The organism is uncultured Brachyspira sp., from assembly GCF_910578695.1.
Lineage (GTDB): Bacteria > Spirochaetota > Brachyspiria > Brachyspirales > Brachyspiraceae > Brachyspira.
Window position 1 is genome coordinate 108,048 of record NZ_CAJTQJ010000001.1, and the last position, 12,780, is coordinate 120,827.

The window sequence follows — 12,780 nt, forward strand, 5'->3', positions numbered from 1 at the left end:
AATTGTTCTTTTATAAATTTATTATTATTATTGGAATTACTTTTAAATTTTAAATAATCAAATTCTATTAAATCTATTTTCCAGATAATAATATATAAACATAATTTTTTACATTAGTATATTACTATAAAAACAGCATAATGCAATAACTACGAATTATATTAAAAATCTATATTTTAAAAAAAATTATATCAATTTTTTAATAATTATAAATTGACAAATAAAATATATTTGATAGAATATAAAAATTATTATATATAATATTATTGTATATAATAATTTATTGTAATATTTATAATTACGGAGAATCATTATGGAGCTTAATAAAAATATACTTAAAGTACCTTATTCGCTTATAAGAGAGCTTACAGAAAAAGCACAAAAAAAAGAAAATTCCATAATGCTTACAATAGGAGAGCCTGATTTAAAGCCTCCTAAAGAACTTATTGAATACGGATGCGAATATGCTAAAACTCATACATTAGGATATACGCATTCGGGCGGAAGCGAACATATAAGAAAATTGGTAGCTAATCATTATAATAAATATTATAATTCAAATATAAATGCCGATAATGTTACTATGCATATAGGTTCTATGGAAGGTATTTCTTCTATATTCAGAACAATTTTAAATATAGATGATGAGGTTATAGTACCTACTCCTTTTTTCTCACCTTATGAACAGTCTATTAACCTTTCTTATGGCAAAACTGTATTTATGGATACAAGAGATGATCATCTTGTAATAAAGCCTGAAGCTATAGAAAAAGTAATAACAAATAAAACTAAAGCTATACTTTTTAGTAATCCATGCAATCCTTCAGGATATATGCTGAAAAAAGATGAGATGGACGAGCTTGTAAAATATTTTGAGAAGAAAGATATATTTATAATAGCCGATGAAATATATTCTGCTATATCATTTTATCCATTTACTTCTTTTGCTTCTTATCCTTCTATAAAAGATAAAGTTATAATTCTTAACGGCTTTTCAAAATCTCATTCTATGACAGGCTGGAGAATAGGATACAGTATATCTCCTGAATATGTGAGAAAATATTTAGTTAATTCAAGCTTTAATAATGTAGGAAGTATGGTAACGCTTTCATGTGCTATTGCAGAATATGCTTTAGAAAAATATCCTGTAATAGAAGAGTTCAGAGATATTTATAAAGAGAGGGCATTTTTCTTATCTAAAGAATTAACTGATTTGGGTTTTGATGTTATAGAGCCTAGAGGTGCATTCTATTTATTTGTGGGATATGAAAAATTTTCAAAAGAACCTTCTTTAGATTTTGCTATGAGATTATTAGATGAGACAGGCGTTGCAGTAGTGCCTGGCATTGCTTTCGGAAGCGAGAATTATTTTAGAATAGCCTTAACTCAGGATATACCTATATTAAAAGAAGCTGCTAAAAAGATTAGAGAATTTGTACATAAGTAAATTAAGCAGTATAAAATTTATATTAATCTTCAAAAAATATATTTATAACAGCATTGATATTTATTATGCTTATAGGGCGTATATAATATTTATTTTTTTCAATAAGCATAAATCTGTCTTTATCAATATCAGAGTTTTTATAATCCATTATATATTTAATACCATTTGAGTGAATATAATTATATTTTATATTTAAGGTTAATCTTTCCTCATTGCTTTCTTCAAAGTTATCAACTATATCAAAATAAAGCGTCTGTTCTATTTTATTAAAATTAATATTATCTATTCTTTGAAATTTTGCTATAATAATTCTGCTTCTTTCATTTTTGCTAAAATAATTATAATGAAACTCAATATTTATTATATCATCATAGCTTTTTGCAAATAATTCTTCATTATCTCTAGAATCTTTTATTTGTTTCAAGAAATTATAATCTATTTTTTTATTCATAAAAACAGAAGTAAATTTACTAGATGATATTCTTCCCTCATTATTTATTTTATAATTAACAAATTTAATTTCATACTTAGATACTTCTTCTATAGATACATTATTTTCAAAATGAATTTTTTTTGTATAATTGCTTTTAACATCATCATAAGAAGTTTTAGCATTATCATAAAATGTAGGCATAACATAAGAGAAAAATGATATTTTCTTAGTATTTAAATCATATAAATAAGAACTCACTCCTAAATATCCTGAAGAAGAAATCCAAGGATAAGCTCCAAGCCCTATTAATTCTGCTCTGCTTTTATTTATATATTTGCCTCTAATCTCTCCTGTAAGTAATTTTACCATTTTATTATCATTTTCAAGTTTTGATTTCTCTATATATTTTATTGTATTATAAAGTCTTGAAAGTATAGCAAATGAAAATAATTTATTAAAAGATGCTTTTTTATTTAACATAGATTTAATACTTTCAGCAATACTTCTGAACATTTTAGCAATTTCAGGCATATTTTTTACTTGAAGTTTTATATTGAGCTGTTCTGCTATATCAAAATCATTTTCACTGCATGAATAAAATCCTTTTTCAAAAATATTTTCAATAAACTCTTTTGAAAATTTTAATATATTTTCATCTATCTCCTTATCATCTTCTATTATCTCTTCTAAAGTTCCATACATTTTTTTATATTTTAAAATAGCTATTATCTTATGAGAACATAATAAAGGATCTTTGCAATAGCATACAGAGTTTTTTATACTGTCTTTTTTTGGAAAATAAATATTGATATTTTCTTCAGGTATGATAATTTCAAGCATTTCATCTTCTTTTATAAGCACTTCAATATCTTCATAAAATCTATCCAAAGCATATTCAAAATTTCTTTTTGTACTGAGTTTTTTTATATCATCATAAGTAATATTTTTTACTTCATCAAAATTATTATCTTTCTCTGATTCATTATCAGCTTTATCATTATCTTTTTTATCCGATGCCGAACTTTCTATATTTTTTATATATAAAAGCGACATTATAATATGCTTGCAAATATCCTTTGAAGGACAGGAGCATTTACTTGATTTTATATCTTCATCATTAAGTATTACTTCTATTTTTTCGCCTGCCTCTATTATTACTTTTATTTTTCCGTCAGTCTCTTCTAGTTTTATTTTTTCAGGAGTATTATTTATAATATTATCAATATCTTTTACAGAACGGTTATATATTCCTTTATTTGTTAATGTAAGAAGAAAACTTTCATTTATGTATTGTTTTAAATTATTAATTTTTTCAGTCATTATAAATCCTATATGAAATTTTCATTTAAACATTGTACTTAAGAAATTAATTAAATCATTAAGATAAAACTATATCACTCCTATACATATTGCAATATAAATATAATGCCTCTAAAAGATTGCTTTTTCCTACACTGTTTTTGCCGAATATTAAATTAAATCTTTTAAAACTATCAATAGAAAATTCTTTGAAGCATTTAAAATTGCTTATACTAATATTTGGTATTTGTATATCATTCATAATTTTTATTCCGTTTTTAATATAATATTTATTTTGTTTTTAATATAATAATAGTAAAAAATAATATACTAAAATCAATATATTGTCAAAATGAAAAAATAATGCAAATAAAAAGAGCATGCATAAACATACTCTTTAGAAATTTCTATATTTATAATTTTCAGTCTTTTTTAGTTTTCATAAATAATATTAAAAGCCCGCTTGCTATAAAGTTGCTTGCATAAGTACCTACAATAACACCGCAGAAGAATGTAAATGCAAAATCATAAAGTATAAATCCGCCCCATATCATTATGGCAAGAGCAGCTAAAAGCGTAGATATACTAGTAATAACGGTTCTTCCTACAACATTATTTAAGCTGATATTAACAATCTCTTTAAATGGTTTTTTTGAATCAGCATTTTCTCTTATTCTGTCAAATACAACGATTATATCATTAATCGTATATCCTATTAAAGTAAGCATTGATGATAAAACAAGTACAGAAAACTCTTTATTTAAGAATAAAAGTATGCCGAATACTATAACTACATTATGTATCAATGTGATTATAGCAGGAAATGCATATCTGTAATTGAATCTTATAGTAATATAAATCATAATTATAACCCAAGAAACAATTATCAGTATAAAAGCCAATTTCAAATTATCAGCAGAAATTACGCCGCTTATAATATTGCTTCCAATAAGAGTAACTTTTTGCTGAGTATATTTATCATAAAGTATCTTCATAGCTCTGTCGGATTCTTCATTAGAGCCTTTGAATCTAAGCAGAAAAGCATTAATATTATCTTCGCCTTCCAATTCCTGTATATTAACAGTTTCATCTCCGAAATTACTGTATAATGTTCTTATATCTGCAATATTTATAACTTCAGGATTATCTATCTTTACTTTTAACTCTACACCGCCTGCAAAATCAATGCCCATATTAAAACTGTTAGTACTTATCTTATTTATAAATAAACATATAGAAGCTATAAATAGTATAGAAGATATAACAGCTGCAATAGGCATAAATTTAACAAATGGTATTTTATTTTTTGTTAAATCATTATTTTCTTTTTTAATATTTTCACTCATTTTATGCAATCCTTATATTATATAAAAAAGAACCCTGCTTTTTTAACTATTTTAGTTCTTATAAGTTCTTCATAAATATATCTGGTAATGAAAACAGCCGTAAATAGGTTTATCAAAATACCAAAAAACAAAGTAATAGCAAAGCCTTGTACAGGACCGCTTCCAAATATCCATAATATCAAAGCTACTATAATGGTAGTAATATTAGAGTCAAATATTGTGGCAAATGCCCTGTCATAACCTGATATAATAGCATCAGCAGCATTAGATTTTATTTTTAATTCATCTTTTATACGCTCGAAAATGATAACATTAGCATCAACAGCCATACCTATAGTAAGAATAAGTCCTGCTATGCCGGGCAAAGTTAAAGTAAATCTTAAAGGAGATAATACTGCTATAATAAGTACAATATTTACAAGCATAGCAATGGAAGCTAAAACTCCTGAAACTCTGTATACCAAAATCATAAATAAAGCTACCAAAACAGCAGCCATAAGCAAAGCAGAAGCTCCAGACTTAACAGAGTCAGCACCTATAGACTGACCTACAACCTCTTCTTCTACTATACTTACATTAATAGGCAAAGCACCTTCTTTCAATATTCTAGCCAAATCCTGAGCTTCCTCTAAATTAAATCTTCCTGTAATAACTCCCCTTCCGCCTCTAATTTCATCATTAATATTAGGGGCACTTATAACTTTATCATCTAAAACTATAGCAAGCATTCTATTTCTGTTTTGTGCAGTAACCTCAGCAAATTGAAGAGCACCGTCATTATTAAGCTCAAACTCTACAGTAACTTCTCCGAATTGTCCTCCTCCTACCTGTGCATTAATCAAAGCATTTCCCTCAAGAGAAGGTTCTTTATTAACTATAACAGGAGCACCTCTTATTCTTCTTCCGAAATCATCTTTTTCACTGTAGAAATAAAGCTGTTTTCCATATTCAGGCACTTTAGCTGTATTAGTAAAAACTCCCATAAGCATATCATTAGTAGTTAAAGAAGCTGTAGCCTGTTCATCAACTAAATTAAATGTTAAAGCTCCCTGACTTAATACCACATTTTTTATTCTGTCAGGATCTCTTGCACCGGGAAGCTCAATTACCACTCTGTCATCGCCCTGCTTTCTTATACCAACTTCGCTTACTCCGAACTGATCTATTCTGCCTCTAAGTCTTGATATAAGTCTTTCCATAGCATCATTTTTCTCTTCTGCACTAAGAGATGCAGCATTTCTCTCAAGTCTGTCTGCATATTCTTCAAAATCAGCCTGAAGCACTATTCTTATGCCGCCTTGCAAGTCCAATCCCATATTTACAGATTCTCCTCTTAAGCGTTTAAGAGATTGTATATTATCTATTTGTTCTTTAGTATATCCTCTAGCTATCATCTCATCTAAAGATAAATTACTTTCCTCTTTTTTATCTTCAGGAGTAAAAAAATACCATCTTACTGTAGGAGTAATAAACCAAGCCATTACGCCAAGCCCTATAATAATGAATGCTAATCTTAAATTATGACTCATATATATTATCCTGTTATTTATTAATTCTTAAATGAAAATCATTACTTTTTATCTTCTGACTGAGCTTTCTCTAAATCTTCTTTTATCTGATTTTTATCCTCTATAGCTTTTTTATCATCTTTTTTCTTTTCTTCTTTTTTAGGCGGATTTAACATCTCTTCTGTAACAACTGCTGATATAGAAGATTTTATTATTTCCATTTTAGTATTTTCGCCGACTTTAACTACTGCAACTCTTCCCCCTTCCTTATCAGAAACATACTCAGCTATTATTCCGCCTGATACTACTATTTTATCGCCTTTCTTTAAATCAGCTATACTTTGAGCAAGTTTTTTCTGCTGCTGCTTTTGCGGTCTTATTAATAAAAAATAAAATATAGCAAATATTGCAATCATCATACCTATTGAAGCTATTGGGCTTCCTGCTGCCTGATTTTGAGCTCCTTGTGCATATAATGTAGCTGTGAACATTCTTTAATTACCTCTTGATTTTTTTAATTTTTTTGATATTATAACATATTATCAATAATTTATACTTATGTCAATATTTTTTCTAATATATTTGCAAGTATAAAAACAAATCAAAATATAATATTAATGCACTACTTAATTTATATATAATTAATACTAATGAATATTAAAAAATATTTAATCTTTCTTTATTGTCAGTATTTATTATTAGTTCTATGCATTGCAGTTATCATAAAATTTTTATTATTTATAAATTTGTAAAAAATAATGTATTTAGAATTATTAGTTAAAAAAATAATAAAACTAATGCATATTAGATACTATAAATATGCATTAGTTTTTTATATTAATTATTTTTAGGAGTTATAAAAATAGCTGAAGATTCAAAAATTCATATTTATAACAATTTAATAAAAATTTAATAAAATGATGAATTAACTATCAAATATCTATCCTTTCCTTTAGTATTTATATCAGGATTATAAACAATATAAATATCATCGCCAAGCTCAACATATCTTAAAAGAGTATCATCAGACATAAAATCACCCTTAACATAAATTGCAGAACCCGGAGCCATAGGACAATTATATTGTGCTGTAATAACTTTAGGCTTTGTTTCTATATATCCTTTATAACCGTAAAGTCCGCTCTTTTCATTTTTATAATTAGCCTCAAGCCAAGAAGCATAAAGCTCGCTCCAATCCTTAAATTGTTTTATATTTTTATTGGCTGCATATAGTACAGCTTTATAAGTTCCTCTATATTCTTTAGGGGCATTCGCTATATCTTTATATATTTCAAATCCGTTTTTAGAATGAAGTCCAAGCCAATACATAAAAAGCGAAACTGTAGCATATTTATGCACAGTATATCCCTGATTCCAATTAATAAAATAATCGCCTTTTGTTATTAAATACATTGAATCGCTATTATAATAATTAAGTCTGTTTGCAGGAATTTTTCCTCTGTATGAAATAACAGCCGCCTCAGATAATGCCTCATCAACCCATACATCAAATGAACTTATGCTTTTATTTTCTAATTGGCTGTAATATATAACATGATGAAGCTCATGTGCTATTGTATTTACAACCGATTCTATATTATCCCAGCCGTTTATATAATCCAAAAATATTATATTTTCAGAATCATTTTTTATCTCTTCAAATTCATCTAGTATAGAATAGCCCTGCATATAAGGCTTATCTCCTGTATGCCCTCCGTTAATATCCATTATCAAAAGAGTTAATCTTCCTTTCAATCTGCCGTATAAATATTCTTCTATTTCATATATTTTAGATAATTCTAATATAATATTTTCTAATTCCCTTTCATTTACCTTTAATCCGTTTTCTAAAAATATATCTATTTTTGATGTTGAATATATATTCTTTGCTTTGAGTGTTTCTTTTGAATAATTATTTTTTATATATCTCACAGCATTAAATGTTTTTTCTGTGTTTTTACCTTTATAAATATTATAACTTACATAAGTTTTTAATACTTCATTTAAAGTGCTGAATTCTTTGGCATTTAGAATAGATATACTGAATATAATCAGTACTAAATATTTTTTCATTATGACAGCTCCTTTAATTATATTATTTATAATTAGTATCGGAAAAGTAATGAAAAAGAGTTTATAAAAACTATTTAAAAAAATAAAGACCTGCCTATAAAGACAAGCCTTTAATAATATATAAAGTTAATTATTTAATTAATTATTTTCTATATTAGATACAGTATTTGCAGAATCATCTATACTTTTCCATATAGTATTTAATTTATCCTGCATTATAGCTCCTGCTGCTATAGGGAATAATACTCCCAATACTACTAATAATACTGTACTATCTTCGCTATTATTTATACCTGCTTTTGCAGTCATTTCTGAATAAACAATTTTACTATATTTATAGTACCAGTATATGCCGTATATATTGCCAGTCACTAAAACAAGTATAAGCTCCAATGTCGGATTTATATCTTCTCTTTCCATAAAATTTTTGATTTCATCTGTAGTTTTATATATCCAATAAAGATAATAAATACCGCATGTAACTATACTTAAAAGTACTAACATAGGAATACTTCTAACAGTACCTTTTTTCATTTTTAACTCTCCATTTATATATTTTTATTGAAAATATATTATATATTAAAGACTTTTTTATAGCAAGAGCAATTAAACAATTTTTATTAATAATAGATAAATTATAATTAAATTATTTAATTTTCTTCTTCAAATTTCCTATTCAAATTTCTTCTTCAAAAAAAGTTTTATATATGCTTTTTATAGCCTTATTAAGATCATCATCTTTTACGCCTATCATAATACTTACTTCGCTTATTCCCTGATTAAGCATTTCTATATTTATATTGTATTTTTCCATAGCATTCATAGCTCTTGCAGAAACACCTACGCATTGCTGCATTCCTTCCCCTACAAGCATAATCAAAGCAAGTCCGTGCTCAAAATAAATATTATCTACATTAAGCTCATCTCTCACCCTTTCATATATGCGTTTTTCTTTTTCTGGGGTAATTGCAGAATTCCTTACTATTACAGAAATATTATCTATTCCTGAAGGAGCATGCTGATAAGGTATATTCTCATTTTCTATTATCTCTAAAAGTTTTCTTCCAAAACCGATTTCTCTATTCATTAAATATTTACTTACATAAAGACAAGAAAAATCATCTTCTCCTGAAACACCTACTACAGGATTAACAGCCTTATTTCTGCTTGCAACTATTCTAGTCCCTTTGGCAGAAGGATTATTAGTATTAAGTATATGCACAGGTATATTTGTTTCATAAACAGGCTGAAGAGCCTCAGCGTGAAGAACATTAAATCCTCCGTAGCTTAATTCTCTCATCTCTCTGTATGTAAACTCATCTATCAATTTAGGATTATCTACTATATTGGGAGCAGCAGCAAATACTCCATCAACATCAGTAAAGTTTTCATAAACTTCAGCATTAACAGCCTTCGCTAATATAGCACCTGTAATATCGCTTCCTCCTCTAGGAAAAGTTACTACATCGCCTTTTTCAGTATATCCGAAAAATCCGGGAAATATTATCAAAGCAGTCTCATCTTTCAATTTAGCTAAATTATCATAAGATTTTTCTAATACAGCAGCATTTCCAAATTCTTCTGAAAGCAAAAGTCCCGCATCTTTAGGACTTACATATTTAGCCTTTACGCCTATAGAGTTAATATATGCTGCTATAACTTTGGCACTCAAATCCTCGCCCAATGCTTTAACTCCGTCTATAAATTTTATAGGAATTGATTTATCCTCGGATATTCTTTTTAGTATATCATTTTTAATCTCTTCTAAAATATCATTGGAAAGCGAAAGATCATCTATGATATTTTTGAATCTTTCTATAATAATTTTTAATTCTAGTTTTTCATCTTTTCCTGAAATAATAGTTTCTGCAAGAGTGATAAGCAAGTCCGTTACTTTGGTATCCTCTTTAAGTCTTTTGCCGGGAGCTGATACAACTATAATTTTTCTTTCTTTATCAGCTAAAATTATATCAACTACTTTTTTTATCTGACTTGCATTTGCTACAGAAGAACCTCCGAATTTTGCAACTTTCATTTTACTTCTCCTTAGATTATTACTAAAAATTGTTCGTTAATCTTCCCTGCCATTCTGCGAATGTCAGGCACTCACAATTTTTATATTTAACTTTATCGTATTTCAAAATTATATTTTTTATTATTACTAAAATAAACTCGCTTTAAATTAGCTAATAAACAGCTTCGCTCTTTATTAGCTGCTCGTTTATTTTTTATTATTGCTAGCGATAAACTCACTTTAAATTAGCTTATAACTTCCTTCGTCAGTTATAAGCTGTTCGTTTATCACTTTAAAATTACTTTATTTTTAGTTATTACTGCCATTCTGCAAATGTCAGGCACTCACAATTTTTATATTTAACTTTATCGTATTTCAAAATTATATTTTTTATTATTATTAAAATAAATTCGCTTTATTACTTCCAGATATAAACTTTATTTTATTTCTAATAAAAATTAAAAATACAGAAAATATGATATAGCATATTAGAATATAAGCAATATCATATATCTATTTTTTATTCAATATATTGTGCAAATTTACGATACTTTAATATAATATTTGTATACTTCAAAGATGTAATTAATTATGAATGAAAATATTTTAGTAGTAGAGCATAGAACAGATCTTTTGGATAGGTTTGTAGATATTTTAAGAGCAAAGCATTATAACCCTATAGCAACTAAATCACGCTCGCAGGCTGTTAATATTTCTAATGAAAGCACATTAGATTTAATACTTTTAGATGCTGATATAGGCGACTCTCAAGGTCTTCAGCTTTTGGATACTTTTAAAAATCAGGAATCTACTAAAGGAACTCCTGTAATACTTCTAAGTACGCCTTATAGAAAAATGGAATTTATAGAAGAAGCTATGAATATGGGAATTGACGGGCTTATATTTATACCTTTTGATGAAATGGAGCTTGTTGTAAGAGTTAATAGCTGCCTCAAATATAGAAAGCTTTATTTGGAGCATCAGAAATTAATAAAACAAGCTGATTATCTTCAAAGCTCATTAACTGATATGACTGAAGTTTCAAATAGAAATTATCAGTCATATAAAGAAGTACAGAAAAAATATGACGATATATTAAATGTAGATTTAGAAACAGGGCTTTGGAATAAAAAAGAGTTTTATGAGCAATTCACAAGACTGCTTTATGAAACTGTAAGACATGAAGAAACTATTGTACTTGCATGCTTTTCTATAGACGGACTTGATAATATTATAAGCGAGTTTGGAATAATTGCTGCAGAAGAGATAATGCTTAAATTTACTGAGGTGCTTAAAAAAAGTACAAGAAAAGAAGATATACTAGCAAGATTTGATAATAATCAATTTATGGTTGCTTTCAATAGAATGAATATAAAATTATATGATAAAAAAATAGATGAAATAAGAGGTTTTGTTGATAAGAATGAACTTGAATATAATGGTATTATGATAAAATATACTATATCAGTGGGAATATCATATACTGCATACAAAAAAAATTATCATATAGAAAATATGGATAAGGAAATAGCTCCTGTACTTTTAGCCCTTCATAATGCCAAAAGACGAGGATTTGCAAGTTTATTTGTACATCCTACACTCATTAAAAGGTGATAATTATTTATGATTATTAGTCTTGATAAAAATAATATAGAAAGTATAGAGTATGCTGCAAATGAGGTTATAAAAGTGATAAATGAAGGAGGAATAGCCGTTTCTCCTACAGATACAGTTTACGGAATGCTTGCCGACTCTTTCAATACCGATGCTGTAAATAGAATATATGATATTAAAGAAAGAGAGAAAAATAAGCCCTTTTTAATTTTACTAAAAGATTTAGAGAGTACAAAAAGATTTTCTGATAAAGAAATACCTAATATAATAAAAAGAAATATACCAGGAGAGCTTACTTTTATTATGCCTCTTTTAGATGAATTAAAAAATCAGTTCTCATACTTAAAAGATACTGTAGCTTTAAGAATACCTAATGATGAATATATGCATTTAATATTAAAAAGCACTAATCCTTTGGCAGCACCTTCTGCAAATCCCAGCGGTTATGGAATCATACTTGACGGCAATGAATTAGCTGAACTTTATAAGGATAAAGCTGATTTAATAGTTAATGCAGGCATATTAGAAAATAAAATGCCTTCTACTCTTTATGACTGTATACAAAATAAAATTCTCCGTCAAGGCTCTGTTTATTTTTGATATATAATCTTTATTAATTATATTTTTTCCAAAATCTTTTTTGCAAGTACTATACCCACTGCAATAAATGCCAATTGAAAAATAACTTCAAATACATCATCAAAATTATGCATTATATAGTATATTCCAAAAAATTTATAAGATAATATAAATATTACTATCAATGCTAATACAGATACTGCAGGAATAATAACCATATATTCTCTATTATGATTTTGTCTTTTTTCTCTTACTATTTTATTTTTTATTTTATTTCTTTTTTTGGTATCTATTTTTCTAATTAAAATAATAAGAAATATTATAATTGCAGTAAAAACTGATATTTTAAGCAGTGATTCAATTATATCATCAAAGTTATGAATCATATATAATATATAATACTGCATTGATTTTAATGCTGATACTATATTATCTTTCATAAAAAACTCCTTTTAATTTATATAAAA

At 26.8% G+C, this 12,780-nt stretch carries 12 protein-coding genes; 3 read left to right on the forward strand and 9 right to left on the reverse strand.

The annotated features are described in order from the left end of the window. The first annotated feature begins 313 nt into the window (after nt 1-313). Nucleotides 314-1,447: a pyridoxal phosphate-dependent aminotransferase gene (locus QZ288_RS00530; RefSeq protein ID WP_295153833.1), complete on the forward strand. Its 1,134-nt coding sequence runs from the start codon at nt 314-316 to the stop codon at nt 1,445-1,447. Nucleotides 1,448-1,469: 22 nt separating this feature from the next. Here QZ288_RS00530 and QZ288_RS00535 read toward each other — a convergent pair whose 3' ends face one another. The 8 genes from QZ288_RS00535 to QZ288_RS00570 form a co-directional block, all read right to left on the reverse strand. After that, nucleotides 1,470-3,200, reverse strand: a complete 1,731-nt coding sequence (locus QZ288_RS00535) for an SWIM zinc finger family protein (RefSeq protein ID WP_295153835.1) — start codon at nt 3,198-3,200, stop codon at nt 1,470-1,472. A 58-nt stretch (nt 3,201-3,258) separates the two neighbouring features. After that, complete coding sequence (locus QZ288_RS00540) at nt 3,259-3,441, reverse strand: AAA family ATPase (protein ID WP_295153837.1); 183 nt, start codon at nt 3,439-3,441, stop codon at nt 3,259-3,261. A 160-nt stretch (nt 3,442-3,601) separates the two neighbouring features. Further along, nucleotides 3,602-4,525: a protein translocase subunit SecF gene (gene secF / locus QZ288_RS00545; protein ID WP_295153839.1), complete on the reverse strand. Its 924-nt coding sequence runs from the start codon at nt 4,523-4,525 to the stop codon at nt 3,602-3,604. 17 nt (nt 4,526-4,542) lie between these two features. Further along, nucleotides 4,543-6,054 (reverse strand): protein translocase subunit SecD, encoded by a 1,512-nt coding sequence (gene secD, locus QZ288_RS00550; RefSeq protein ID WP_295153841.1) that lies wholly within the window; start codon nt 6,052-6,054, stop codon nt 4,543-4,545. Between the two features lie 41 nt (nt 6,055-6,095). Then, a complete protein-coding gene (gene yajC, locus QZ288_RS00555; protein ID WP_295153843.1) occupies nt 6,096-6,524 on the reverse strand; it encodes a preprotein translocase subunit YajC in 429 nt (142 codons plus the stop codon). Nucleotides 6,525-6,942: 418 nt separating this feature from the next. Then, nucleotides 6,943-8,106: a DUF2268 domain-containing putative Zn-dependent protease gene (locus QZ288_RS00560; RefSeq protein WP_295153845.1), complete on the reverse strand. Its 1,164-nt coding sequence runs from the start codon at nt 8,104-8,106 to the stop codon at nt 6,943-6,945. 138 nt (nt 8,107-8,244) lie between these two features. Further along, nucleotides 8,245-8,640, reverse strand: coding sequence for a DUF4234 domain-containing protein (locus QZ288_RS00565; RefSeq protein WP_295153847.1), 396 nt, complete (start codon nt 8,638-8,640; stop codon nt 8,245-8,247). 142 nt (nt 8,641-8,782) lie between these two features. Further along, nucleotides 8,783-10,141 (reverse strand): aspartate kinase, encoded by a 1,359-nt coding sequence (locus tag QZ288_RS00570; RefSeq protein WP_295153849.1) that lies wholly within the window; start codon nt 10,139-10,141, stop codon nt 8,783-8,785. A 570-nt stretch (nt 10,142-10,711) separates the two neighbouring features. Between QZ288_RS00570 and QZ288_RS00575 the strand changes: the two genes are divergently transcribed. Further along, nucleotides 10,712-11,734: a diguanylate cyclase gene (locus tag QZ288_RS00575; RefSeq protein ID WP_295153851.1), complete on the forward strand. Its 1,023-nt coding sequence runs from the start codon at nt 10,712-10,714 to the stop codon at nt 11,732-11,734. 9 nt (nt 11,735-11,743) lie between these two features. Further along, nucleotides 11,744-12,334, forward strand: coding sequence for an L-threonylcarbamoyladenylate synthase (locus tag QZ288_RS00580; protein ID WP_295153853.1), 591 nt, complete (start codon nt 11,744-11,746; stop codon nt 12,332-12,334). A gap of 17 nt (nt 12,335-12,351) precedes the next feature. Here the strand turns inward: QZ288_RS00580 and QZ288_RS00585 are convergent, their stop codons facing one another. Continuing rightward, nucleotides 12,352-12,753: a hypothetical protein gene (locus tag QZ288_RS00585; RefSeq protein ID WP_295153855.1), complete on the reverse strand. Its 402-nt coding sequence runs from the start codon at nt 12,751-12,753 to the stop codon at nt 12,352-12,354. Between the last annotated feature and the right edge of the window lie 27 nt (nt 12,754-12,780).

Bases quoted from the DNA above. Each gene is read 5' to 3' on its own strand.
- QZ288_RS00530 (WP_295153833.1), top strand. From the start codon at position 314: ATGGAGCTTAATAAAAATATACTTAAAGTACCTTATTCGCTTATAAGA.
- QZ288_RS00535 (WP_295153835.1), bottom strand. From the start codon at position 3,200: ATGACTGAAAAAATTAATAATTTAAAACAATACATAAATGAAAGTTTT.
- QZ288_RS00540 (WP_295153837.1), bottom strand. From the start codon at position 3,441: ATGAATGATATACAAATACCAAATATTAGTATAAGCAATTTTAAATGC.
- secF (WP_295153839.1), bottom strand. From the start codon at position 4,525: ATGAGTGAAAATATTAAAAAAGAAAATAATGATTTAACAAAAAATAAA.
- secD (WP_295153841.1), bottom strand. From the start codon at position 6,054: ATGAGTCATAATTTAAGATTAGCATTCATTATTATAGGGCTTGGCGTA.
- yajC (WP_295153843.1), bottom strand. From the start codon at position 6,524: ATGTTCACAGCTACATTATATGCACAAGGAGCTCAAAATCAGGCAGCA.
- QZ288_RS00560 (WP_295153845.1), bottom strand. From the start codon at position 8,106: ATGAAAAAATATTTAGTACTGATTATATTCAGTATATCTATTCTAAAT.
- QZ288_RS00565 (WP_295153847.1), bottom strand. From the start codon at position 8,640: ATGAAAAAAGGTACTGTTAGAAGTATTCCTATGTTAGTACTTTTAAGT.
- QZ288_RS00570 (WP_295153849.1), bottom strand. From the start codon at position 10,141: ATGAAAGTTGCAAAATTCGGAGGTTCTTCTGTAGCAAATGCAAGTCAG.
- QZ288_RS00575 (WP_295153851.1), top strand. From the start codon at position 10,712: ATGAATGAAAATATTTTAGTAGTAGAGCATAGAACAGATCTTTTGGAT.
- QZ288_RS00580 (WP_295153853.1), top strand. From the start codon at position 11,744: ATGATTATTAGTCTTGATAAAAATAATATAGAAAGTATAGAGTATGCT.
- QZ288_RS00585 (WP_295153855.1), bottom strand. From the start codon at position 12,753: ATGAAAGATAATATAGTATCAGCATTAAAATCAATGCAGTATTATATA.